This is a genomic window from Pseudoalteromonas rubra, assembly GCF_000238295.3.
GTDB classification, from domain to species: domain Bacteria; phylum Pseudomonadota; class Gammaproteobacteria; order Enterobacterales; family Alteromonadaceae; genus Pseudoalteromonas; species Pseudoalteromonas rubra.
On record NZ_AHCD03000026.1, the window covers coordinates 316,663 to 342,154 of the forward strand.

A 25,492-nucleotide genomic window follows, 5' to 3' on the forward strand; every position below is an offset into this window, starting at 1 on the left:
AATGAAAATATAAGAACAATAAATAGACAATAACAACTCTTGGTTTCATCATTGGAAGATCCCAGCGTCTTAGTTCGCAAACTGACTCGGAAAAACCACCGTTTAGAGTCCTTGCTGAAAAAATACAAACAACACTCTCACTTGCAGCATGCCCTGATCCAGTTATCCGAGCAGGCCAGCACAGTTGCGGAGTTGACGCTGCTATATCCTGCTATCCATAGCATTTTAGAGCAATACTTACCGAGCAAAAGCTTTTATGTTGTGCTGCAAAACCAGTTCACTCAGGGGCTGGAGCTGTCTTATTTTGTCGATGAAAAAGACGGCATCTCAGTGCCGCTGCATGAAGCAAATCACTTCAGCCAGGGCATAACGGGCTACGTTTTTAAGAACCGACAAACTTTGTACCTCAAGCGTCAGCAGATGGAGCAAATGAGTGCGCAAGGCCTGTTTAAAGCGCTCGGCACTCAAGCTGAACACTGGGTCGGTGTGCCTATTTTCCGCGAAAAAACCATTATTGGCGTCATGGTGTCACAAAACTATGCACCGGATCAGCATTACAGTGAGCAGCAGGTAGAATTACTCGAAGTCATGTCCCTGTACCTGGCAACCGCCATTGAACGGGTTAAAAAGCGCGAGTTGTTAGAATCTGAAGTTAAAATTCGTACCCGTGCTCTAATGCAGAGTAACGAGGCACTGAATACGGAAATAGAGCAACGTAAACGGGCACTGGAACGCCAGCAAATCCTCTTTAAGATCGCGGAGCTGGCGACTCAGTTCAGTGATATCGACGATGTATACCAGCAAGTTCACCAGATCATGCGGTCCATTACCTTTGCTGATAACCTGTTTATCGCATTGCATGACAAGGCCTCAGACTGGCTCAGCTTCCCGTACAGCGTGGATGAGATGACTCAGTACAAACCGCGTCCATTTGCCAATGGTTACAGCGAGTTAGTGATCACCACTGAACGCAGTCAACTGATAGACACCAAGCGGGCACAGGTATTGATCGACAATGAAATCGTCAAACGCCCGGACAATTATCAGCTACAAAACGCGGCAACCAGCTGGCTGGGCGCACCGCTGAAAACTGCCAAAGGGGTCATTGGTCTCATTGCCTGCCAGGCATATAACCATGAGTACGAATATAATCACGAGGATGTTGAATTAATTTCATTTGTCTCGAATCAAATCGCCTCAGTGTTACAAACGCATCTCGCCAACCAGGCACTCAAGGCCAGTAACCTGGAACTGGAACATCGGGTCGCAGAAAAAACCAAAGAATTGCGCCAGACCAACTTACATTTGCAGATGCAAATCGAGGAAAGGAAAAAGATTGAGCAGCAACTCTATCATGATGCCCACCATGACCCGCTGACGACGCTGCCCAACCGGTTGTTATTTTTGACTCAGCTGGAAAAAACCTTACAAAAGTATCAGCGTTATCCGGAAAATAATTTTGCCGTGCTGTTTATCGACCTGGATAAATTCAAGGACATCAACGATGAGCTTGGGCATCAGGCAGGTGATCAGTTTTTAATCTGGGTCAGTAAAGCATTTTCAGAATGCATTCGTGAGCACGACTTATTAGCCCGCCTGGCGGGAGATGAGTTTGTGATCCTGCTGGATCACCTGAGCGATCGCCAGCAAGCAGAAGACGTTGCGAAACGCCTGATCAGAGTCATGCAACAGCCGTTCTGCATGAAAGGTCTGTGCATGCAAAGTGGTGCCAGTATTGGTATTACTTATAGCAACAAAGACTACAAAGATACCGACGAGATAATCCGCGATGCCGATGCCGCCATGTACTACGCTAAGAATGCCGGTCGTGGCCGTTATGAGTTTTATCACCCACTGCTCAGCGCAGCCAGCACGCAAAGCAAACAAACGGAATATCATCACCTGAGTGCCCTGCCGATCCATTTTCGCAGCACTGAGATTGTCAATATGGCCAACCATGGTCAGCATATTGTGATGCTCGAAGCCTTTGGTGAACACCCGGTTTTGGGCAGCACCAGTTTCGATATCCTTAAGAAATTTGCTGCGGCGAAAGATGAGCAGCTAAAAATAGAAATGCAGCTGCTGGGTCAGGCACTCGAACAAGCCGGGCGCGTAGCCAAAGCGCAAACTGCGGATGTGCTGTTTGCCTGCTCCTGTGCGATCCTCGAAAGCACCACCTTTGCAGAGCTGAAACAATTATTGAGCCAACGCACCAGCCACCTGTGCCTGTTGTTTGATGAGAGCGAAATCCGCTACGCCTCCAGCATGCAGCTCGAAAATCTCAAAGAGCTGTGCAGCATGGGCATTGCCGTAGGTCTCAATGATTTTGCCAAAGACCGCTGCGATCTGGCACTGCTCAGCCATATTGATTTTAAATATCTGCTGCTCAGCTCAACATTCAGCAAACGGGTGCTGCAACAAAACAGCTATGATGTGCAATTGCAGGGGATCCTTGCAGTCACCGCCCTGAAAGCCATTCAGGTCATCGCCAAAGGCCCTGCGATCCTGAACTTCAGAAGTTTACTGGAACGCCACGGGCTGAGTTTATTTTTTGGTAAACAACAGAGTTTATCGGGCACTAAGCCAAGCGAAGTGCCCTCCTCACACGAATCTCTGCCGCTTTAACGTTTCAGCATCGCACGCAGATTCGCAACCCTGGCCTGGCCTTTCTCCATACGTTCAGACTGCGACTGTACGGGTTTCTTGCCCTCACTTTGAATGTCATCTTGCGGCATTTCCTGAACAAACCGGCTGAGCTCAGGTGTGATCTGCTCACCAAACTGACGACGGCTTTTGGCATAGGTCATGGTCAGCGTCTGCTGTGCACGCGTTACGCCCACATACGCCAGACGCCGCTCTTCTTCAACATTGTCTTCATCGATGCTGGTCTGATGCGGTAGTAACCCTTCTTCCATTCCGACCATAAAGACATGGGGATATTCCAGGCCTTTCGAGGCATGCAGCGTCAACAGTTGCACCGCATCGCTGTCGTCTTCTTCTTCGTTGCGCTCCAGCATGTCTCGCAGTGTCAGTTTGCTAACCACCTCAGGTAAAGTCATGGGCGGATTATCCGCATCGCCGGTCAGCATATCGCTGATCCAGCGATACAGTTCCGAGACGTTCTTCATGCGCATCTCGGCAGCTTTCGCGCTGGGCGATGACTCATACAAATAGGCTTCGTAATTGATCTCTCGCACCATGTCTTTAACCGCTTCGAGTGTGTCTCCCCGGGTTGCCCGGTCACTCAGTTCAACCACCCAACGGGCAAATCCCATCAAGGCATTCAGACCGCGACCACTGAGGCGTTGTGGCAACTCAGGCTCAAAACACGCGGCAAATAAGCTAATGTGTTTATCGTTGGCCAGACTGCCGAGTTTCTCCAGGGTAACGGGCCCTATCTCACGACGTGGCGTGTTGACGATCCGCAAAAAAGCATTGTCATCATCCTGATTTACCAGCAGGCGCAAATACGCCATGATGTCTTTGATCTCACTGCGGGCAAAAAACGACATACCGCCGCTGATTTTATAAGGAATACGGTTCGCCATCAGGGCTTTTTCGAACACCCTTGCCTGATGGTTACCCCGATACAGAATGGCGTAATCACGATAGCTGGTCCGCTTCATAAACTTGTGCGAAATGATCTCTGCAACGACCCGCTCAGATTCATGCTCTTCATCTCGGGTTGCAATCAAACGCAGTGGATCCCCATAACCCAATTCACTGAACAATTTTTTGTCGAATTCATGCGGGTTATTGGCGATCAGAATATTCGCCGCTTTCAGGATCCGCCCGGCACTACGATAGTTCTGTTCCAGCTTAATGAGGCGTAGCCCCGGGAAATCTTTGCTCAGCAGCACCAGGTTTTGTGGTTTGGCACCACGCCATGAATAAATGGACTGGTCGTCATCCCCTACCACGGTAAAGCGGGCGCGCTCGCCCACCAACAACTTTACCAGCTGATACTGGCTGGTATTGGTATCCTGATACTCATCCACCAGCAGATAACGAAAACGGGCCTGCCAGCGTTCGCGTACTTCGACGGAACTGTTTAGCAACAAGGTGGGGATCATGATCAGATCGTCAAAATCCAGCGCGTTGTATGCTCTAAGCTGGGTCTGATAGCGGGCATAAAGCTGCGCAAATAATGCCTTTTGTGCCTCTTTGGCCTCTCGGATCGCCCGCTCTGGCTGGATCAGTTCATTTTTCCAGTTGCCAATCTGCATTTTTAGCTGGTTGAGCAGATCTTTGTCACGATCCAGCTCTTTTTCTGTCAATTCGGCCAGTAACTGATTCGTATCCTGATCGTCAAACAAGGAAAAGCCGGGCTTGTAACCCAACGTTTTGACTTCTTTTTTGATGATCTCCAGCCCCAGCGTATGGAAGGTCGATACCCAAAGGCCTTTGGCTTCTTGTTTACCCAGCGTCTGTGACACCCGCTCACGCATCTCTTTGGCAGCTTTATTGGTAAAGGTCACCGCCGCAATGTTACGCGCCTTGTATTCACATTTTTGTACCAGATAAGCAATTTTATTGGTGATCACCCGGGTTTTTCCAGAGCCGGCACCGGCCAGTACCAGACAGGGTCCGCTGATATACTTTACAGCTTCGTCTTGTTTCGGGTTCAGTTTCATATTCTGTGATCACCTTTAGTCAATAAGCTGCTAAGTTTACCGTAATGCTCAAGTGGATCCCAAGCGCTTTTAACCGGTGACCGCTTTAGGTAAGATAGAGACAATAATCAAGCTTAGAGGCCAGCCCATGATCAACCCAGCAAAAATTGAAGAAATCGCCAAGCAGATCTCCAGTAACATGCCACAAGGTGTGAAAAACCTTGCAGACACTTTTGAAAGCAAAACCAAACAGGCTATTCAGAATAAACTGGCAGAAATGGATTTTGTCAGTCGTGAAGAGTTTGATATTCAGAGCAAAGTACTGATCAAAACCCGTGAAAAACTCACCGAACTCGAAGCCAAAGTGGCCGAACTAGAGGCTAAGCTGGCAGCACAAGACAGCGACCAGCCAGAACAGTAATCCCTACAACTGGTATCGCCTGGCCAGATCGACCAGGGCCCGTTCATAGTGCGCTGCCAGTTGCTCTTCCTGCTCAATCTGTGTATTCAGCTCTTTGAGCAAGCCATCCGCCAGACCATACACCCAACCGTGAATGGTTAACTTTTGGCCCCGCGCCCAGGCATCCTGCACCACATTGGTTCGACAGACGTTTCTAACCTGCTCTATCACATTCAGCTCACATAAGGCATCGCAGCGTTGTTCAGGGTGTATTTCATTGAGCATCGCCTGATGCATCTCTTTGACATCACCGACATGGCGTAGCCAGTTATCAATCAAACCCAGACGGGCATCTTCCAAAGCAGCACGTACCCCACCACAGCCGTAGTGACCCACGACCAGTACATGTTCAACTTTCAGCACCTCAATGGCGTACTGCATCACAGACAAACAGTTATGATCGGTATGCACCACCACGTTGGCCACATTGCGGTGGACAAACAAGTCTCCCGGCATCAAATCAACAATCTGGTTGGCCGGCACCCGGGAGTCCGAGCAGCCAATCCACAGATAATTGGGATTCTGCTGCATGGATAATTTGGCAAAAAACTCCGGGTTATTGGTCTGAGTCTGTTTCGCCCACTGGCGATTATTATTGAGCAGATGTTGCAGCTGGCTGTCAGACTGGCACATGGTTTTTCCTTATTTTGCTGATTGACACCGTGTAGCCTGGATCAAGATATTTCTTGGCGTCAGTGATTTATGACAAAACTCTGAGAGGCTGACATCATACCCGGCCTGTTCAAGATATAACACCCTGTCGAGCACCAGCCACACTTCTATGGCGCGACGAAACGCATGGCGCACCAACTCTATGCGCTCAGTGATACGCTGACGTGCGCGCCCCTGTGCCAGGTAATAGTCAGCATCAAAGTGTGCCGGTAAGTCTAACTGCTTTTGCTCAGCTGCCCAGTGACAGAAATCAACAAACGGTCCGGAAAAAATCGCCTTGTTCACGGAAGGCACACTGAGGTACTGGGTATCGCCAGTCACATCACGGCGCAGCGCATCAAAGGCCAGTCGCCACTGGACCTCTCGTTTACGTACTTTCGCGACCCTTCCTGGTGCAGTAACCGTCTCCTGCAACGCCAGTTTCATGTCACTGTGTGACAAATCCAAAGCACTGTGCGCTGCAACGTCACTCATCGGCTGGTAGGTGGGCTCAGTAAACAGATGATAACAGCAGGGTGACAGGCTGATCTGCTCACACTGTGCAGCGCTCGCCTGCTCCATAAAGGTCTGATGTAAGCGACCGCAGGCATGCAGTGCAACGGCCTGCTGTCGTGGTCGAAAATACTGTGCAATCGGATCATTAAGTACATCGGCACAGTGAAAGGTCATGGCCAACTTTTGTTGCTCGGCACTGTGCTGCCCCTGCTGACATAAGGCCGCCTGTAGCTCAACACTGTCGACATGCTCTGCGCCCAGATAAGCCAGCAACCTGCCCAGGTGTCCTTTACCTGCGCACCACTCCAGCACTGGCAGCTTTGGCTGATATACCTGCGCAACGAAGTCCTGTAACTGAGTCAGTTTACGGCCCTTGATACCATTGCTGAGCCAAAAGGGAAACTCTGGTCGACTCGTGGCGTCCAATGTCAGCGCAGTCAGCGTCGGGAGCGTTTGCAATGCCGGAATATAAGGTACAAGAAACGCTATCAGCGACTCCGGATCCCGATCCAGAGCCGTCACGTCCTCATCACTCAGCGATAACAACGCTTCTTCCAGGTCTGGCCAGGGGATGTCGGTATGATCGAATGCCAGTAATTGCCAGTAGCGACGCGTGTCTGTGAGCAACGCATCCAGGGCTAAAAACTGAGAAGAAAAGGAACTGTGCATGCTGGCCACCGATACCGAACTAACTAAAGGGCGCTCATTGTATGCGCTTGCGCCCATCTCGCAAAGTACAGGCGGTTATTTTAAGGTAAAACGCCGGTGACGGAAGAAGATCAAATGTATGTACATGGGCACACAGATCACACCCACTATCGCCGCGAGGGTCAACATCCACGACCAGCTATCTTCTTCTTGATCCGGCTCAGTATAAAGAAACTGATGTTTTTGCTCATGAAAATCAGCAAGATCGAGCCGATAGAGCTGAGCAATCCACAACCAACGAGCCTGAGACATGGCACCCAGTGCAATGCCTGGCGCTTTAATAAAGGGCATCAGCTTATCGGCCTCGTTTGCCAGCGCAGAAATGCTCTTGGTGGTTGCATACTCCGCCTGTGTGACTGCCAGCGCTTCATCAGGGTTGCTCATAGCATAGCGCCAGCCCTGTAAGGAGGCACGGCGAAAGCGGGCAACCGTTTGCGGGCGATAATTCAGGACATCTTCCGAGGTAAATAAAATGTCCGCATAGACGTTCAGACCAAAGTGCTTAGGGCAAATCTGCCGGGTAGCTATGCCCTGCTGTGCCAGCTTAAAAGGCTCGTTTGAAATATAGACCTGCAAGGCATCAAAGCGCCCGGCAATAAAATCCTTGATGGGTTCCAGCCCGGCATACAGGGGTAAGTGTGGGACATCTATCCCCGCCCGCTCCAGCATCACCACCAGCTCAGCCCCCTCAACTCGCCCAAGGTGGCTGATTTTTTTCCCCACAAAATCTTTGGGGACATAAATATCACTGTCGGCACGCACCATCCAGCAATAAGGAGAAGACTGGAAGATAGCGGCCAGGGCCACCAATGGCTTACCCTGCAAGCGCTGCTGTAAGATACCTGAGTGGGTTACGCCAAATTGCGCCTGACCTGACAACACTTTAAATTGCTCATCCGGGTTATCCGGATCGGCAGGCACAATCTTAACATTTAACCCCTGCTGGCGATAAAAGCCTTTGTTGAGGGCCATATAGTAACCGGCAAATTGAAACTGATGGGTCCATTTGAGTTGTAGTGTCACCTCTTCCAATGCGCTAAGCGCACTGCTCCACCACAGCGCAATGGCCAATACAAAGTGATGATAACTCATTGTGATACGCGCCCGGAGCCTGCCCTGTTACAACTATAGAAGGCGCCGGACGGAATGCAAAACTAGCTGACGCGGCGATCCGCCTGCATCATGTCATGCTGAAGGTACTGCCTGAAACACGGATTGTCGGTCTCTTCCTGGTACTGATAACCCAGACGCTGCAAATGCTCATCAAACCGGGCACTGTCTTGTGCGCCCAGTTCAAACGCCGCCAGCACATTTCCCTGCGCGGCACCATGATTACGATAGTGAAACAGGGTAATGTTCCAGTTGCTCCCTAAAGTCTCTAAAAAGCGCGCTAAAGCACCGGGATATTCTGGAAACTCGAAGCGAAATAACCGCTCACTCAGTGCAACGGGTGGCTTGCCACCAACCATATAGCGGATATGTAGCTTAGCCAATTCGTTGTCGGACAAGTCAGTAAATTGATAATTCGCTTCACTCAGGCTGGTTTTAAGCTCCTGCAACTCCTGTTCACCACCACGTAAACCGACCCCCGCAAAGATCTGTGCGGTATCGCCACCGGCGTAACGATAATTAAACTCCGTGATTGCCCGGCCAGACAAAGTGTGACAAAAGCGTTTAAAACTGCCTTTGGATTCCTCAATGGTCACACCCAACAGGGCTTCACTGCGTGCACCCAGTGCCGTGCGCTCAGCAATATACCGTAAGCGGTCAAAATTCAGATTCGCGCCGGATAGCACAGCAGCCAGTGTTAAGCCCCGCTCGTCACGCTCCTGACACCACTTTTTGAGCCCGGCCGTGGCCAGTGCCCCGGAAGGCTCAGCGATGGCGCGGGTTTCAACAAAAATATCCTGTACCGCCGCACAGATTTCGTCTGCACTGACCGTGACCACGTCATCACAAAACTGCTCGGCAAGACGAAAAGTCTCACTGCCAATGCGCTTCACCGCCACACCGTCAGCAAAGCTACCGACTCGCTCCAGCTCAACCGGCCGCCCGGCTTCCATCGCAGCCTTCAGGCAGGCGCTTTCTTGCGCTTCCACGCCAATCACCCGGATCTCCGGGCGCAAAGACTTAATATAAACCGCCATCCCAGCCAGCAAACCGCCGCCGCCCACCGGAATAAAGACCACATCCAAATGATGAAGTTGCTGCATCAGCTCTCGTGCGACGGTGCCCTGACCAATGATCACCTCTTTGTCATCGAACGGTGGCACAAACACGCCCCCTTGTGACTGACACAAGGACTGCGCATACTCCTGAGCGGCATCAAAGTGATGACCATGCAGTACTACTTCGCCTCCCTGATTACGCACTGCATTGACTTTGATCTCAGGCGTCGTGACTGGCATCACAATGATGGCGCGATGGCCCAGGTGTGCGGCGCTTAATGCTACCCCTTGCGCATGATTACCAGCAGATGCTGTAACAACCAGGCTACCAGTGGGTAGTTTGCTCAGCTTGTTGTATGCCCCACGCAGCTTGAATGAATAAACGGGTTGTTGGTCTTCGCGCTTGAGCCAGATCTGATGTCCGAGCCGGGCCGAAAGCCCGCTCAGCTCGCTGACCTCGGTTTCCCGGACCAGCGGCGAGACATTGGCCTGCACAACAGCACGAAAATAATCGAGCTCTTTTGCCACCATAATTAACTCAATGCCTCCAGCTTCTCGAAATCGCGTACCGCACCTTTGTCTGCGCTGGTTGCCAGCAAGGCATAGGCCTTCAGAGCGGGGCTCACATAACGCTGACGATCCAGCGGTTTATAAGCCATTTTACCACGTGCCGCCTGCTGTGCTTTGCGTGCCTCGAGTTGCTGTGCATCAAGCAATACATCAATACTGCGTGCGGGAATATCAATGCGGATGATATCGCCATTTTCTACCAGTGCCAGCGCGCCTCCACTGGCCGCCTCAGGAGAGGCATGGCCTATCGACAAACCAGACGTCCCGCCGGAGAAGCGACCATCCGTCAACAAAGCACAATCTTTATCCAGCCCCATAGATTTGAGGTAGCTGGTCGGATACAGCATTTCCTGCATCCCGGGCCCACCTTTCGGGCCTTCGTAGCGGATCACCACCACATCGCCCTTTTTCACCTTGCCACCCAGGATCCCTTCAACCGCATCGTCCTGAGATTCAAACACCACAGCCGTGCCCTCAAAGCACAGCATGTCGTCTTCCACCCCCGCACTTTTAACGATACACCCGTCCAGTGCCAGGTTGCCGGTCAGCACCGCCAGCCCGCCATCCTGACGAAATGCATGTTCAACACTGCGAATACAGCCGCCCTCGCGGTCCAGATCCAGTTCGTCCCAGCGACATTCCTGACTCATTGCCTGGGTGGTGCGTATACCTGCGGGACCAGCACGATAGAAAGTTTGCGCCCGCTCATTGGCCGGATCGGTCGCATCCCAGCGCTTAATGACCTCACCAAGGGTGCCGCCTGCCACATGGCCTACTGCTAAGTCGAGTTTGTCGGCTTTGGCCAGTTCATTCAGAATTGCCATGATGCCACCGGCCCGGTGAACATCTTCAATATGATACTGCGGCGTTGCCGGTGCCACTTTACATAGGAAAGGAGTTGTACGAGATAAGCGGTCGATGTCAGCCATATCGAACTCAACTCCCCCTTCTATTGCAGCGGCGAGCAAGTGCAATACCGTGTTAGATGAGCCACCCATTGCAATATCTAAGGTCATCGCATTGGTAAACGCGGCCTGATTAGCAATGTTTCGCGGCAGTGCCGCCTCATTATCTTTCCCATAATACTCGTCACACAACGCCAGGATGCGCTTTGCTGCGCCTTCATATAAGAAACGGCGATCGGCATGCGTGGCCAGCGTAGTGCCATTGCCCGGCAATGCCAGCCCCAGCGCTTCCAATAAACAATTCATTGAGTTAGCCGTGAACATCCCGGAGCAGGACCCACAAGTTGGACAGGCTGAACGCTCCACTTTATCTGAGTCTTCATCACTGACGCTGGGATCGGCCCCTTTGACCATGGCATCGACCAGGTCCAGCTTAATGTCGATATCAGCCAGGCGCGTTTTGCCCGCTTCCATAGGTCCGCCAGAGACAAAGATCACCGGGATATTCAACCGCAGTGCCGCCAGCAACATCCCCGGGGTGATCTTATCGCAGTTTGAAATACACACCATGGCATCTGCACAGTGCGCATTGACCATATATTCTACAGAATCAGCAATGAGATCTCGCGACGGCAAGGAATACAACATCCCGCCATGGCCCATCGCAATGCCATCATCAATGGCAATGGTATTAAATTCGCGCGGCACGCCGCCGGCTTCCCGGATAGCGTCCGCCATCAATTCGCTGAGTTGGTTGAGGTGCACATGCCCGGGCACAAACTGGGTATACGAGTTCACCACCGCCACAATGGGCTTATGAAAATCACTGTCGGTCATACCGGTGGCGCGCCATAGTGCACGGGCGCCTGCTTGTTGTCTGCCTTCAGTGGTTGTTTTGCTGCGTAACTTTGCCATGTTGACCCCTTTTCCAGTTTGCGTCGCCCCATCTGGCAACGGCTTTCCTCATTCCAAAATATGTATGCCGGACCCAGTCAGCCCGGCGTGTAAGCGTTAATGTGCTGGCCTTATTCGTTCACGTAATCCAGCCAGCCTTGCGGATCCTCACTTTGTCCTTTCACCAGATCAAAGTAAGCCTGCTGCAATTCTGCGGTGATAGGCCCGCGCTGACCATCACCCACCTGGATCTGATCAACACTGCGCACCGGTACCACTTCAGCCGCGGTCCCCACCATAAAGAACTCGTCTGCCAAATACAGACCTTCACGCGCGATTGGCTCTTCTCTGACTTCATAACCACGCGCTTTGGCCAGGTGCATGATGGTGTCACGAGTCAGGCCCGGCAGAATGCTCGCCGTGGTTGGCGGGGTATAGATTATGCCCTTGCGGATCACAAACAGGTTCTCACCAGCGCCCTCACTGAGATAGCCGTTTACGTCCAGTGCGATACCTTCAACATAACCATGGCGCTTGGCTTCTGCGGTGATCAGCTGAGATGACAAATAGTTACCACCTGCTTTTGCTGCCGTTGGCATGGTATTTGGTGCCAGACGCTGCCAGGAGGAGACACATGCATCAACGCCATTTTCCAGGCTGCCTTCGCCCAGATATGCGCCCCACTCCATCGCCGCGACAGTGACCTCGGCCCGATGTGATTTTGGATGCACGCCCAGACCAACGTGACCTAAAAAGGCAAATGGACGCAGGTAAGCATTGGTGAAGCCATTTTTAGCCACCGCGTCTTTACATGCCTGCATGATCTCTTCCTGCGTATAGGGGATCTCGATGCGATAGATTTTGGCCGAGTCAAATAAGCGCTGAATGTGATCCTTCAGACGGAAAATAGCCGGACCCTTTGGCGTATCGTACGCGCGGATCCCTTCAAATACGGAGCTACCATAATGAATGGCGTGACTGAGCACATGCGTGGTTGCTTGCTCATATGGGATCAATTCGCCGTTGTGCCAAATGTATTGTGAAGTTTGTGTCATTATTTAAAACCTTATTTATTATATTGCCTGCTGTAGTGTGTGCAGATCGACTGATTGCACTTCAACAAGCTTATTTAATTGTGACGTCAATAGATAGATAGGTTTGTCACTATCTACTGTCATTTTGACGTGAAATAACTCTTCGTGGCCCTGGAGTTCCAGTTGTGTCAGGCGAAACCCGCGATGACGGGCGACGCGCAAAAAACGCTCGACTGCGATGGCTTGATTGTTTACCGCTACGGTGAGTTGATGTTTCATGGTATTCGCTCCGTCAAAGGAAATAAGTTTAGTTTTGCTGCTGCGATTGCGTCAGCATTTCATGGTTAGCCGCGCCTGGCGGCACCAGTGGCCAGACGTTTTCTTTGTCATCGATGCAAGCGTGCAATATATAAGGGCCAGTGGAAGCCAATAGTGCATCAACCGCACCATCGACTTCATCGGCACGGGTGATGGTCTGCCCCGGGATCCCAAACACAGCCGCCAGTTGTACAAAATCCGGATTGTCTGACAAATTGGTCTCACTGTAGCGGCCATCGAAAAAGAGCTGCTGCCACTGGCGTACCATACCCAAACGCTGGTTATCGAGAATGACAATTTTGACCGGTAAATTATTACGTCGTATGGTTGCCAGCTCCTGAATATTCATCATGATGGAGCCATCACCAGAGACCGTGATCACCATGTCATCAGGCCGGGCAACCTGGGCACCGATGGCAGCCGGTAAACCGAACCCCATAGTCCCGGCTCCCCCACTGCTCAGATGGTTACTGGGGTGACTAAAGCGCATATGTTGTGCCACCCACATCTGGTGCTGACCCACATCGCAACATACCACCCCGGTATCCGGCATCAAACGGCTCAGGCGATTGAGCAAATAAGGTGCAAACACTTTGTCACCGGGGTAGTCGTAGCGCCAGGCGTGCTGCTCAGCCAGTGCGCTGATATGAGCACGCCACGGTGCCGGGGCCAATTCGCCCTGCAATAAAGGCAATGAAACTTTCAAATCGGCGATCAGTGAAGCCGCGGCAGGTTTACGCTTACCAACTTCGGCCGGGTCAATATCCAGGTGGATCACTTTGGCTGCTGCGGCAAACTTAGCCAGATTACCGGTTACCCGGTCGTCAAAGCGTGCACCGATACAAACCAGCAAATCACATTCTTGCACTGCCAGATTGGCAGCCTGACCACCGTGCATTCCCAACATGCCCAGATCATAGGCATAGTCAGGCTTTACACTGCCTAATGCTTTCAAGGTCGACACCGCTGGCATCTGCGTACGCTGCAAAAAAGCCATCAACTCGGCTTGTGCATCCGCACTGTGAACACCGCCCCCCACGTAAGCAACTGGCTTTTTCGCCTGAGCTAACAACTCGTTGGCTTTGTCCAACTCAAAGCTCGACAGCGGAGTTGGCTGATGCGCTTCGGCCTGCCAACCATGAACAGGGACCTGGGCCTGTTGGATGTCTTTAGGGATATCAACCAATACCGGGCCTGGGCGGCCCGACTGCGCAATGTGCATGGCCTGTTGCAACACCTCAGCCAGGTCTTCACCACGCTCAACCATAAAGCTGTGCTTGGTACAAGACAACGACATGCCCAAGACATCGACTTCCTGAAAAGCATCTGAGCCAATCGCTGCGGTAGGCACTTGCCCGGTGATCGCAAGCAAAGGCACTGAGTCCATCATGGCATCAGCCAGCGCCGTTACCAGATTGGTTGCGCCCGGACCTGAGGTCGCAAAACACACACCCAGCTTACCCGTGCTTCTGGCATAGCCAACCGCAGCGAACCCGGCGCCTTGCTCGTGACGCGTCAGGTAATGCTTCAGTGGCGCACCGTATAGCGCATCGTAAATCGGCATGATGGCACCACCCGGATACCCGAATACTGAACTCACCCCTTGTTTTACTAACATGTCTATTACCAATTGTGCGCCTGTCATTGTTTTGCCCATTGCCCTTTGTCTTTGAATTTGGCCCTAAAACGAAAAAGCCCCCCGAACTTTTCAGTGCGGGGGGCTTTTTGCTAATACTTTTCGAACAGCACTAACCAGCCCCCGCGGTAATAATAATCACCACGTTGATAATCACGACTAGTAGAGAAACTGTTTTTAACATGTCACTGCTCTTCTGAAAAAACGAATACCTTGCACGTGCGCTAAGCGCTCTGTTGTGCTCTTTTTCTATTAGTAACCCGTAGCCCCCCGACAAGTCAACCCTAAAAATTATGCTCATTTCCTTGCCGGAATCACACTAAAACAAAATAAAATTCAAAATAACACCAAAATAAGGATAAAAAATACCAAAATTAAACACCCCACCTGGAATAAACTAAAGTGAGTGTTTTTTCCCACACGATTCATTCTTGCTCATCACAACATTAAATTTTTATGATTTACTCCGGGAATTGATTATGATGTGCCCAGTTTTGAACATTTGGAGGGAACCATGCCTCACTTTATTCGCCTGACACAGTTTGTCTGTACACTCTTTTTGTTGCTCCTCAGCCAGATTGCTATCGCACAACCTGCACTATGGAGCGTAGAAAAAAACGGTATCACATCTTACCTATTTGGTACTGTGCACGTTGGAGATAGCGCAATGCACGGCCTGGATCCACGTATAAAAGCCGCCATAAAAAGCAGCCAGACAGTCGTGGTCGAACTCAATACCGAAGCCATTAGTCCTCTGGAGCTACAACGCAAAACCTTGCCTTTTATGTTGCAAAAACCGGGGAGTACACTGCAAACCAGCCTGTCTCCGGTGACCTATAAACAAGTGAAAGATTATCTCTCTGAGCGCAAAATCGATATCGCGCTGTTTGAAAGTTATCAGCCCTGGTCTGTTATGCTCACCATCCTGCGGCTGGAGTATCAACAAGCGGGATTCAGTGAAGACTATGGCATTGATAAGCAAATAATCGAGTTTGCCACCCGCATCAAAAAGCCCATTATGGAATTGGAAAGTCTCGAGCAACAGCTGAGCTTATTCAGTACTTTGGGCGATCAAAACGATGCCATGATTGCCGACACACTGAAGCAGGTTGAGGACTTTGAGCAATACTTCACCCAAATGATAACAGCCTGGAAACAAGGCAATTATCAGAAACTAAATACCTTCTATAAACTGAGTTTTGATGACTCCGAGTATGGTCAGCACGCCGAGCAAGTCATGCTCATTCAGCGTAATAACAACTGGGTAACGACATTAACACCCAGGCTGGCCAAATCATCCCACTTTATCGCCGTGGGTGCGCTACATTTACCCCAGCAGCATGGGCTGCTTACTCAGCTGGCAGCACGAGGATTCACAGTACAACAGGTCAAGTAATGCACTTAAAAGCGATTTTTTTACGTCGCTTTTAAACCTTTGTGTTTTTACCCGCGTCATACAGATATCAATACGACAGAATGGAAGAACAACAGGATGAAGAAAAATCTGATAACTGCGGCACTGTTGGTGCTAAGTGCCACCGCTCAGGCTAAAGAGACACGCACATTAACACACTCCTTTGAACTGGCCGACAGCACAGAGCTCGAGATCCAGTTTCCTATTGGTAAATTAAAAACACAAACGCATTCAGGCAAAACCATCAAGGTCACCATTGAGCTCGAACCCGTCGAGCATGACATAGATAAAGTGACAGATGCGCTAGAAGACGTGCAGCTGGCAAGCCGCCGGGCAGGCAATGAGCTTAGCCTGAGCCTCAACAGTAAGTACGTAAAACAGGACTGGACTGTGAAAGTCCCTGAGTCAATGGAACTTGATGTCGAGGTGGATGTTGGCAATGTCAAATTGCTCGGATTAAACAATGACGCCGATGTCGAAGTGGGAGTCGGCAATGTCACGATAGAAGCAGACGCCAAAGACTTCCGACGTGTGCGATTCGATTCCGGAGTCGGTAAAACCAAGCTCTCCGACTTGCCGGGTAACGCTGAAACGGAACGCAATATGGTGGGTGAAACCCTACGCTATCATGGCCAGGGTGAGCACAGCCTGGATATCGAAGTCGGTGTTGGCAACATTAAGTTGCGTCGCTAAAGGTCAGAATTTTGTGCAGGGCGCGCTCCAGCGCCCCTTTTTCAACAGGCTTAAACAAATAATCGGTCGCGCCAAGCTGCACAGCCGATTTAATTGCCTGCTCTGAGGTATTCGCAGTCAGTACCAAAATTGGCGTCGACAACATCAGCGTCTGGCGGATCTCTTTAATGGCTTTAAAACCATCCATAATCGGCATATTCAGATCCATCAGGATCACATCAAAAGACTGGTGTGCCAGTACCTCTATGGCCTGTCCTCCATGGCTCGCATGAATACTGGTTAGCTCCATGTTATCCAACATTTTTTCAATGATTTTGGCATTCAATTGATTGTCTTCCACCAACAACACTTTATGGCGGGCCAGTCCGCTTACTGGCTCTGGCTCCGGGAGTCGCTTCAGCGGCAAGCTCAGCGATGCTTTTGTGCCATGCGGTTCACAAGGCAAAAAAGTCAACTCACCAGACATAATCGCCAGCAACAAGTTACAACGCGCTAACCCCAGTTGCAGCCCCTGATAATGGTGCCCATCCGGGCTAGTGCCCGATGCAGACGCTTTAATCTGCGCCACGTTAAATCCTGGGCCACTGTCTTCTACTTCACAGTAAAAACGCCAGTTCAACTCATCTTCTTCCGGATTGACTGGCTCCACGCGGGCGGACAGCCTCACCGTGCCCTGCTCGGTGAATTTAACAGCGTTGTCGAGTAGCTGACCAATGACCCAGCTCAGGCGTTCATGATCACAGGCAAATATTTTTTCCGTGTGGCTGCTAAAGTGATAGCTAAAATCCAGGCCTTTCTCTCTGGCCAGCAGACGATAAGTAGCCACAGGCTGACCCAGGGTATCGGTCAGCCTGGCCGGGTGACAATTTAACTCTGGTTGCTGTTCGTCAGACAAGCGATTGTAGTCCTCCACAGACGCGATCAGCGCCTTCAATTGCTGGGCTGCTTTATTCGCTTGCGCAAGGTAGCTGTCACGCTGTGATTCCTGATACAAGTGCAAATACCCCAGCACGGCCTGCAAGGGTGTCCGCAATTCGTGACTGGCGCGGGCCAGAAACATGGCGCGACTTTGGTTAGCATGCTCAGCTTTCAGACGTGTTTGTTGCAAGCGGTCTATCGCGCTGGTGATACTGCGTTCCATGGGGAAAAATATCCACTTAATCTCAGCGAGTAGTAAAGCTAACCCCAGTAACCACATCAGCAGTTGCAGGTTTCTCAGTTTCTCAAGTTTTTCATTGGTAAACTGCTCAAACAGTAACACCGCATGATCTAAGTCCTGTAACAACAGTTGAGAACGGGTATGGATCTCCTGGACCTGATCTAAATCAGGCTGATTGGCAACCCCGGACAACAGCGCCATATATTGTTTTAATTGCCTGTCCAAATCGCCCGGCTGCGCGAAATACCATTGATAAAGCTCGGCATTAAGGTGCTTGTATTGCTCGCCATCGCGCAGGAGCAAAAAATCATGGTTGGCTTGCATAAGCTGCAGCGCATTGTTCAGTGCCTGACGATCTGCTGTCACGTTGTGTTCGCGCATGATGATGACATACTCCAGGTGCAATGCGGCTTTTTGCGACAGCATGCGCTGCATACCTGCAACATTGATCACTCTGGCAACCTGTTTTTGCTGCTCCAGCAGATACAAAGTCAGGCCAGTCGTCATCGTCAACACCAGCAACATGATCACCAGTGCGACTAGGTATTTCAGGCGATAGCGTGTAACCAGATTGTCCAAATTATCCCTCCCAAAAACCAGCCAGATCATCCAGGCGCCAGACTCTTTCCCAGTTTAGATTAAATTTCAAACTTTTGCTGAGAGTGACTTGACACCCAGACGGCCAAAATGTTTCAATGCGCCCGTACCCTATTTTATCCAGACGGCCATGCATCTAAAAAGTGTGGACGTCTTAGGGCTGGAAGAGGTGCGTTATTCAGGTATTTGAGTGGAGGAGAGCAAACTCCCGTGAAACTCAAAGAGGGGAATTAACGCCGAGAAGCACTGCGCTTTGCTTGCGTACTGCTTCGGGCGACTGGGTTGAATCCCAGCGACTGTCACCAACACATTTGGTGGAGAGCTTCTGGTCTTAGAAACAATATGGCCAGCAGCCTATTCTTTTTAAGTCCATTGCTCTTCGAATTTTAAACGGTTCGGAGTAGGACACTTTCCTGACTACCGGACCAGCAAGAAGTTCGGTAGAGATGAAATCACACATTCAGTTATCTGATCAGTTATCTGACTACCCGTTATGGACGGCCCTTGTCACGCCTTTTGACGCGTGCGATCAGGTCGATTATCACAGTTTACAGCAACTCGTTGCTCAGCAAGTTGAGGCCAACAATGGCATCTTGCTGCTTGGCAGTACCGGTGAAGGTCTGGCCCTGACTCTGCCCGAGCAGAAAAAAATCGTTGAGTTTGTCTGTGCGCTTGCCCCCCAGGTTCCCATTATGGTTGCCGTCGGCGGTATCAATCTGGCAGCCCAGCTGGAGTGGGTCGAGTTTTGTAATACGCAACAAATCGACGCACTGTTGCTCGGCTCTCCGTTATACGCCAAACCCGGTGTCGTTGGTCAGACCCATTGGTTTGATACGCTACTCAGCGCAGCAAACGTCCCCTGTATGATCTACAACGTACCAGGGCGCAGCGCCGTTGCCATTGCACCTGAAGTGCTAACGAACCTGGCACATCACGACAACCTGTGGGCGCTCAAAGAAGCCAGTGGTGATATCGCCACGTTTGAAGCGTTTCGTCGTGCCTTACCCAGCCTGGCGATATACAGTGGTGATGACGCATTGCTGCCTTACTTTGCACAGGCAGGCGCGGCCGGATTGGTATCTGTGGCATCAAATGTCTGGCCTCGCCAAACTGCCGAATTTGTCCGCCGTGCGCTCAGTGGCACCAGCCCTAACCTGTTCACTACCTGGGCCGATGCCATCAGCAGCCTGTTTGCCGTTGCCAACCCAATCCCGGTAAAGACACTGATGCATTTACAGGGCACGCTGACGACGCCCCATCTGAGGCCACCGCTCACACACCTGGAATTAACCAATCATGCGGCACTGAATGCTGCTAACGAACAGATTTTATCCTGGAATTAAGAGGCTCCCTATGACCTGGTCAACACTATTAGATAATTTAGAAAATGGTTCACAACGTGCTGCAAACCAAGACGAACACGGCAACTGGCACGCCAATGTCGAAGTCAAAGAAGGCATTCTGGCGGCTTTCCGGGCTGGTCAAAATACCGAATACCCGGGTGGATTTGTAGACAAAGACAATCTTGCTCCTCGCGGTTTTGCCGCCGAAGATGCCGTCCGTATGGTGCCCGGAGGCAGCAGCGTGCGTCGTGGCGCGTATGTCGCATCCGGTACCATCATCATGCCACCAGCCTACGTCAACATTGGCGCATATATCGACACCGGCACTATGGTCGACAGCCATGCACTGGTGGGTTCTTGCGCCCAGATTGGTAAAAATGTGCATCTAAGTGCTGCTGTTCAGATTGGCGGCGTACTGGAGCCTGTCGGTGCCAGCCCGGTCGTGGTTGAAGACGATGCGTTCATTGGTGCAGGCTGTGTGCTGGTTGAAGGCGTAGTCGTAAAACGCGGTGCAGTGCTGGCACCGGGTGTTCGCCTGTCTGCCAGCATTCCAGTGTATGACTGTGTGAATGAGCGCACCCTGGAAAAAGGGGAAGCCATTCCGCCTTTTGCCATTGTGATCCCGGGGTCGCGTCCAGCGTCCAGTGACTGGGCCAAAGCACAAGGGCTGAGCATGTCCTGTGCACTGATTGTGAAATACCGTGACGAACAAAGTGATGCGTCGTTAGAACTCGAAGAGGTACTACGCTAATGACCACATTGAGTACGCCACTGCGTGAGCAACTGACTGCACTGTGCCCTGATCTGGACATCCCATTCTTCGTCTACGACCTGGATGCACTGAGCGAACATGTTAATCACCTGACCACCCAAAACGTGGTTAAGCTCTGGTATGCCGTCAAAGCCAATCCGTTATCCAGTGTCCTTAAAACACTGGACCGAGCCGGCTTCAACTTTGATGTTGCCAGCCGGGGAGAGCTCACACAGGTCTTGGCCCAGGACATTGCGGCCGAACGCGTACTCAACACTGGGCCGGCCAAATCCCCGGCCCAGATCCAGCATTTTCTCGATGCTGGTGTCACCACCTTTGTTGCTGAAAGCCTCAATCAAGTGCGCTGGCTGAACGACGCGGCACAGCAGCGTCAACAGACTTTAACTGTGCTGCTTCGCGTTCAATTACGCTGGCCGGCAGGAGACAAAAATCCACTTGGCGGCGACAGCCTGACCCCATTTGGGCTCGGCTGTGAGCAGTGGCAACAACTGACTTTGCGCGACTACCCTGCGCTGGATTTTGCAGGTCTGCATATTTTTCAATGGGGCAACATGCTCGACGCCTCCAAGCTGGCCAGCCTGTGGCAACAAATGGTCCCCCCACTGACTGAACTGAGCCAACAGCTGGGTATGCGCCTGAGGATCTTAGATCTGGGTGGGGGATTAGGGGTGCCTTACGAGTCAGGCCAGCAGGCACTCGACTGGGATCAGGTCATCGCAAGTCTGGCCAAAATTAAGGCCGAAGCGGGCGTGCAAGAATTGTGGATGGAGCTGGGTCGCTATGCCGTGGCGCAGTGTGGCTACTACCTTAACCCGGTGGTGGAACAAAAATGCAATTATGATGAACATCAACTCATCCTGGCAGGTGGCATCAACCACCTGTTGCGACCGGCCGTGACCAGCCAGGCCTTTCCAGCGCAGGCACTACGTGCATCTAATACTGCTCAGCGCCAGTATCATTTGCATGGCCCATTATGTACAGCCCTGGATCACCTTGGTACACAAAACTTGCCTGACGATCTCGGCTATGGCGACTGGCTGGTGTTTGACCAGTGTGGTGCTTATGGCTTCACAGAAAGCATGCCGTACTTCCTGTGTCATGAGCTGCCCGCAGAGTACGTTTTCACTCAGGGTCAATTGTACTGTATTCGTCACAGCGAAACCGCCGACTATTATCTGAGGTAACTATGAACACTATCACACAGCAACATATTCAGGTTGGGGAAATCGCCAATGGCCTGCCTTTGACCATCCCGGTCTACCGTTTGCAAGGTAATGGTACAGGCCCGAGCGTATACATTCAGGCCAATATGCACGGCGCGGAGGTACAAGGCAATGCAGTGATCTATGCACTGCTTGAACAATTAAAGCACCTCACTCTGGCGGGTGATATCACTCTGGTGCCCTATGCCAACCCGATCGGCTGTAATCAAAAATCGGGGGAGTTTACGCTCGGAAGATTTGACCCCATTACCGGCATGAACTGGAACCGCATGTATCATGACCATAGTGATCAGGTACAGCGCTGCCTTGCTGAGCACGGTGAGGCTTCCGATGCGGCACTTATCGCCGCCTTCCGTGAACAACTGTGTCAGGCAACCGATGCGTTACTCGATGCGCCGGCACATACACTAACTACTGGCAAGCGCATTGCACTCACACTGCAAAAACTAGCGCATCAGGCTGATATCGTACTGGACCTGCATACCGGCCCTATCTCAGCGAAACACTTATATTGCCCGGAATACGCCACAGACAGCGCGCGCTATTTTGACATTCCTCATGTGCTGCTGATCCCCAATGAGTTTGACGGTGCAATGGATGAAGCCAGCTTCTGCCCCTGGTGGCAACTCAGCACAGCCTTAAAAGCACAAGGCCGTGACTTGGCCGTGCCCGTTGAAGCCTTTACTGTTGAACTGGGTTCACAAGAAAAAATTGATCTGGATGAAGCCGTACATGATGCCAACAGCATTCTCAGCTACCTGACACACAAAGAAGTGGTAGCAGATGGCAGTCATCAGCCAAAGAACATCAAACGCTACGCCTGTGCACTGAAAGATTACCTGACTTTCTATGCGCCTATGGGTGGCATGGTGGAATATAAAGCACAGCTCGGTGAACACATCAAAGCAGGGGAATGCATTGCGCGAATTTTGCGCATGGAACAGTATTTATCCGAAACGCCTCTGCACAGCCTCACATTGGCAAAAGATGCCATTGCGATACTGCATTTCGCTTCAGCCAGTGTCAACCAGGGCACTGAATTATATAAATTTTTCACCAACTACTATGAACTGTAGTGGAGCCATCTGTCTTGGCCAAAACTGTGGCTCGATGACATACACAGCGAAGCAACGATTGCGTGAGAGTAGGTGAGCAAACCCTCACTTGCTAAGGTGGGGCGGCAACCTAAGTTGCCGCCGGCCTTTTTATACCAATTTGTTTAATTAACTGGTCCATTTTGAGGCGAGAAAATAAAGTCGCTAACACCGCTACCGCGTCCTGCTATCGCTTAGGCACCTCCTTCCAAATAGGCGAGGCAAAAATTTGCGAACTTATATCTTAAGGTAGAGATGCTAAATGAGAAATTTTTAACGCAGATAGCGTCCTATTTGCTCCGTCAAAATGAACACGAATTAAGTAAAATTGGGATTAATCTGGCATGCAGATCTCAAAACGGCCAGAATAACAATCCCGACCAGTCGGACACCCAAGGAACACCGCCGTATCACAACCCAGTGATTCACAAGCCGGATGGCCCGATGCACCACCAGCTACATTCGGTGTCTGAGCGAGGCCCAGCTGTTGGTTATTACTCAGTTGCTTAATACTTTTTTTGTTCAGTGATATTTTCATTTCAATCTCCTTTTATGCAATGTGCTTAATTAACCTAGCGCCAAGATGAACAAAAATCAACCAAACACCGCTTGACTAAATATATTGCTGACAATTTTGCCCTTCTTAGTTTTTTCTTTGCCATGATACTATGATGATAATTTGCTTTTGACTAAGGACTGCGCTGCCTATGAAACTCAGGATACTCGCTTTTTTATCTTTACTGGCCCCTTCTACCCTACTCGCCAATGAACAAAACGCGAAGGACGATCTGGAGTTGATAAAGCAATGTGTACTGAATGAGATCATTGCGGGTGATCAACAACAAACGATTGAGCAACTCAAACTCTACTGTCAGAAGCTGCAAGAGACTCGCCTCAGCAAACTGGATCGCCGCATGGCGCGGGAAATGGTCACAGAAAACAACCGCAATGTGCTGACACCACACAATCGCAACTATATTCTGCCAGTGACCTATGTCAAAAACCCCAACTCTCGCCCCTTTGATGGCTTAAAGGCCATTCAGGAAGAAGAAGGGGAGCCACTCGACCACATGGAAGTCAAATATCAAATATCGATGAAAGTGCCCCTTTATCGCCATTTTGAAGACAAAGATCAGGCGGTGTATGTCGGGGTCACATTGCAGTCTTACTGGCAGTTATACAACAAAGATATCTCCTCCCCGTTCCGTGAAACCAATTACGAACCGGAGATCTTCTGGATCAACTTCCTGGATGATGACAATGTGCTGTGGGGCGATGAAATGGCCATCATTTTAGGCGCATCACACCAGTCGAATGGCCGCAGCCAGCCTAACTCTCGCTCCTGGAACCGCCTCTATGCAAACTTTATCTGGGAATATGAAGGTTTCGTGTTTAGCTTCAAACCCTGGTATCGCCTGCCAGAAGACGACAAGCCCGAGCCATTGGCGGCAAAAGGGGATGATAACCCGGATATTCACAAGTACATGGGCTATTTTGAGTTCAGTGGTGCTTATCGCCATGGCGACCATGAGTTTGGCTTTATGACCCGCAACAACTTCAACAGTGACAACCATGGTGCGGTGCAACTCGACTGGTCGTTTCCTTTGCTTGGCTCCTCTCGGGTGCGAGGTTATGTACAGTATTTTAATGGCTATGGCGAGAGCTTGATTGACTACAACGCACACATTCAGCGCCTGGGTTTGGGTATAGCGGTAACCGATCTGCTCTAAGCACTACAATGACGGCCTGCATGGGCAGGCCGTCCGCACATTATTTGATCACCACGAACAGACCTTCAAACTTCGCAACCAACACGTCACCGTCGTAGACATTAACCGGCACACGGTACTTGGCTTTACCTTCTTCATTGAGCGCATTCAACTCGCCACTGCAATCGGCCAATGTGACCGTGGCGCTGGGGGCTGTGGTTAAGGGTTTAAGATACTGAATATTGGCGTCTGCCAGCACAATATTGCCCTCCAGCTCTAACTCTTTAAGCGCCAGATACGTCGCACCCCATCCGGTTAAGGTCGCCATGCTATATACCGATCCCGCAAACATCGAGTTATGTAGATTCAGATTCGCTTTCAGATCTGCGCGAGTGGAGAATTGCCAGTCGGTGTAGCTTTCAACCTTGATCCCCATGGCATCACTGATAGGGATCGACTCACGCCAGGTATCCTGTAACACCTGGGTCCACTGTGGATGGCGGAACCAGCCAGGCTCTGAGGGCCGCTGCTTAACCATTTTCCAATGTTGTACATCGCCATAAGACAGATGGGCTTTTTCAATCATCTGATAACCGTGACGCTCATAAAAGGCTAAAGCACGTTCACGGGCAAACAGCACCAGCTCTTCGGCCTTCTGCGTCCAGGCAATTTTCTCCAGCTCATGCAGTAATCGACTACCAAGATGATGACCACGGTGCGCTTCATCAACGGCCATATAACGGACCTGCGCTTGTTGCTGATTGTTAAAATGCAGGCGTGCCACACCCAGCACCTGACCTTCGTTATTTTTGATATAACGATGCTCAGCTTCCTGCTCCAGATCATCCTGCTCGCTGCCTCTGGGCTGATCCCAAGGTGCCCGCAAAACCTGCCATCGTAGTTGATAATACGCTTGCCAATCTTCACTGCTCTGTGGCGCTGTTATTTGAAACATGGTGACTCCTGTGCTTTTCCTGTCGCTGCGGGATGATGTGCCCGGCTCGTGCAAACTGGT

21 protein-coding genes and 1 riboswitch are annotated in these 25,492 nt (G+C 51.0%); of the genes, 9 read left to right on the forward strand and 12 right to left on the reverse strand.

What is annotated here, in order from left to right:
• The first annotated feature begins 51 nt into the window (after window positions 1-51).
• Entirely contained in the window at window positions 52-2,625 is a 2,574-nt protein-coding gene (locus PRUB_RS04040; RefSeq protein ID WP_010383760.1) for a sensor domain-containing diguanylate cyclase, read from the forward strand.
• Here PRUB_RS04040 and rep read toward each other — a convergent pair.
• Complete coding sequence (rep, locus tag PRUB_RS04045) at window positions 2,622-4,634, reverse strand: DNA helicase Rep (protein ID WP_010383761.1); 2,013 nt, start codon at window positions 4,632-4,634, stop codon at window positions 2,622-2,624. The two genes, PRUB_RS04040 and rep, sit on opposite strands and share 4 nt — an antisense overlap.
• A 127-nt stretch (window positions 4,635-4,761) precedes the next feature.
• Between rep and ubiK the strand changes: the two genes are divergently transcribed.
• Window positions 4,762-5,034 (forward strand): ubiquinone biosynthesis accessory factor UbiK, encoded by a 273-nt coding sequence (gene ubiK / locus PRUB_RS04050; protein WP_010383762.1) that lies wholly within the window; start codon window positions 4,762-4,764, stop codon window positions 5,032-5,034.
• Window positions 5,035-5,037: 3 nt separating this feature from the next.
• On the opposite strand, the gene can is transcribed toward ubiK, so the two are convergent.
• From can to ilvG, 8 genes are all read right to left on the reverse strand, one after another.
• A complete protein-coding gene (gene can / locus PRUB_RS04055; RefSeq protein WP_010383766.1) occupies window positions 5,038-5,706 on the reverse strand; it encodes a carbonate dehydratase in 669 nt (222 codons plus the stop codon).
• A 9-nt stretch (window positions 5,707-5,715) separates the two neighbouring features.
• Complete coding sequence (locus PRUB_RS04060; RefSeq protein ID WP_040644573.1) at window positions 5,716-6,909, reverse strand: methyltransferase; 1,194 nt, start codon at window positions 6,907-6,909, stop codon at window positions 5,716-5,718.
• Window positions 6,910-6,984: 75 nt separating this feature from the next.
• A complete protein-coding gene (locus PRUB_RS04065) occupies window positions 6,985-8,040 on the reverse strand; it encodes an ABC transporter substrate-binding protein (protein ID WP_010383768.1) in 1,056 nt (351 codons plus the stop codon).
• Between the two features lie 62 nt (window positions 8,041-8,102).
• Window positions 8,103-9,647 (reverse strand): threonine ammonia-lyase, biosynthetic, encoded by a 1,545-nt coding sequence (ilvA, locus tag PRUB_RS04070; protein WP_010383769.1) that lies wholly within the window; start codon window positions 9,645-9,647, stop codon window positions 8,103-8,105.
• Between the two features lie 2 nt (window positions 9,648-9,649).
• Window positions 9,650-11,506, reverse strand: a complete 1,857-nt coding sequence (gene ilvD / locus PRUB_RS04075; protein WP_010383770.1) for a dihydroxy-acid dehydratase — start codon at window positions 11,504-11,506, stop codon at window positions 9,650-9,652.
• Between the two features lie 110 nt (window positions 11,507-11,616).
• Window positions 11,617-12,540 (reverse strand): branched-chain amino acid transaminase, encoded by a 924-nt coding sequence (locus PRUB_RS04080; RefSeq protein ID WP_010383771.1) that lies wholly within the window; start codon window positions 12,538-12,540, stop codon window positions 11,617-11,619.
• An 18-nt stretch (window positions 12,541-12,558) separates the two neighbouring features.
• The gene (gene ilvM / locus PRUB_RS04085; RefSeq protein WP_010383772.1) at window positions 12,559-12,798 is read right to left on the reverse strand and encodes an acetolactate synthase 2 small subunit; all 240 of its coding nucleotides are present in this window, start codon (window positions 12,796-12,798) and stop codon (window positions 12,559-12,561) included.
• A gap of 28 nt (window positions 12,799-12,826) precedes the next feature.
• Window positions 12,827-14,482, reverse strand: coding sequence for an acetolactate synthase 2 catalytic subunit (ilvG, locus tag PRUB_RS04090; protein WP_010383773.1), 1,656 nt, complete (start codon window positions 14,480-14,482; stop codon window positions 12,827-12,829).
• 505 nt (window positions 14,483-14,987) lie between these two features.
• Here ilvG and PRUB_RS04095 point away from each other — a divergent pair.
• Together PRUB_RS04095 and PRUB_RS04100 are read left to right on the forward strand one after the other, a co-directional pair.
• Entirely contained in the window at window positions 14,988-15,869 is an 882-nt protein-coding gene (locus tag PRUB_RS04095) for a TraB/GumN family protein (protein WP_010383774.1), read from the forward strand.
• Between the two features lie 96 nt (window positions 15,870-15,965).
• Complete coding sequence (locus PRUB_RS04100) at window positions 15,966-16,580, forward strand: hypothetical protein (protein ID WP_010383776.1); 615 nt, start codon at window positions 15,966-15,968, stop codon at window positions 16,578-16,580.
• Here the strand turns inward: PRUB_RS04100 and PRUB_RS04105 are convergent.
• A complete protein-coding gene (locus PRUB_RS04105) occupies window positions 16,564-18,318 on the reverse strand; it encodes a response regulator (RefSeq protein ID WP_162144639.1) in 1,755 nt (584 codons plus the stop codon). The two genes, PRUB_RS04100 and PRUB_RS04105, sit on opposite strands and share 17 nt — an antisense overlap.
• A gap of 174 nt (window positions 18,319-18,492) precedes the next feature.
• Window positions 18,493-18,669, forward strand: a riboswitch (Lysine riboswitch).
• Between the two features lie 113 nt (window positions 18,670-18,782).
• Between PRUB_RS04105 and dapA the strand changes: the two genes are divergently transcribed.
• The 4 genes from dapA to PRUB_RS04125 are packed head-to-tail and all read left to right on the forward strand — an operon-like array spanning window position 18,783 to window position 22,750.
• Window positions 18,783-19,679 carry a 4-hydroxy-tetrahydrodipicolinate synthase gene (gene dapA, locus PRUB_RS04110; protein ID WP_010383779.1) on the forward strand — a complete coding sequence of 299 codons (897 nt, stop codon included), beginning with the start codon at window positions 18,783-18,785 and terminating at the stop codon, window positions 19,677-19,679.
• Window positions 19,680-19,689: 10 nt separating this feature from the next.
• Complete coding sequence (locus PRUB_RS04115) at window positions 19,690-20,430, forward strand: 2,3,4,5-tetrahydropyridine-2,6-dicarboxylate N-succinyltransferase (protein ID WP_010383780.1); 741 nt, start codon at window positions 19,690-19,692, stop codon at window positions 20,428-20,430.
• Window positions 20,430-21,635, forward strand: coding sequence for a PLP-dependent decarboxylase (locus PRUB_RS04120; RefSeq protein ID WP_010383781.1), 1,206 nt, complete (start codon window positions 20,430-20,432; stop codon window positions 21,633-21,635). Before PRUB_RS04115 ends, PRUB_RS04120 begins: the two co-directional genes overlap by 1 nt.
• 2 nt (window positions 21,636-21,637) lie before the next feature.
• Window positions 21,638-22,750: a succinylglutamate desuccinylase/aspartoacylase family protein gene (locus tag PRUB_RS04125; RefSeq protein WP_010383782.1), complete on the forward strand. Its 1,113-nt coding sequence runs from the start codon at window positions 21,638-21,640 to the stop codon at window positions 22,748-22,750.
• A 352-nt stretch (window positions 22,751-23,102) separates the two neighbouring features.
• Here PRUB_RS04125 and PRUB_RS04130 read toward each other — a convergent pair whose 3' ends face one another.
• Window positions 23,103-23,306 (reverse strand): hypothetical protein, encoded by a 204-nt coding sequence (locus PRUB_RS04130; RefSeq protein ID WP_010383783.1) that lies wholly within the window; start codon window positions 23,304-23,306, stop codon window positions 23,103-23,105.
• A gap of 169 nt (window positions 23,307-23,475) precedes the next feature.
• On the opposite strand from PRUB_RS04130, the gene PRUB_RS04135 reads away from it, so the two are divergent.
• A complete protein-coding gene (locus tag PRUB_RS04135) occupies window positions 23,476-24,498 on the forward strand; it encodes a phospholipase A (RefSeq protein WP_010383784.1) in 1,023 nt (340 codons plus the stop codon).
• Window positions 24,499-24,538: 40 nt separating this feature from the next.
• Here PRUB_RS04135 and PRUB_RS04140 read toward each other — a convergent pair whose 3' ends face one another.
• Window positions 24,539-25,432 (reverse strand): bifunctional GNAT family N-acetyltransferase/hotdog fold thioesterase, encoded by an 894-nt coding sequence (locus PRUB_RS04140; RefSeq protein WP_010383785.1) that lies wholly within the window; start codon window positions 25,430-25,432, stop codon window positions 24,539-24,541.
• Between the last annotated feature and the right edge of the window lie 60 nt (window positions 25,433-25,492).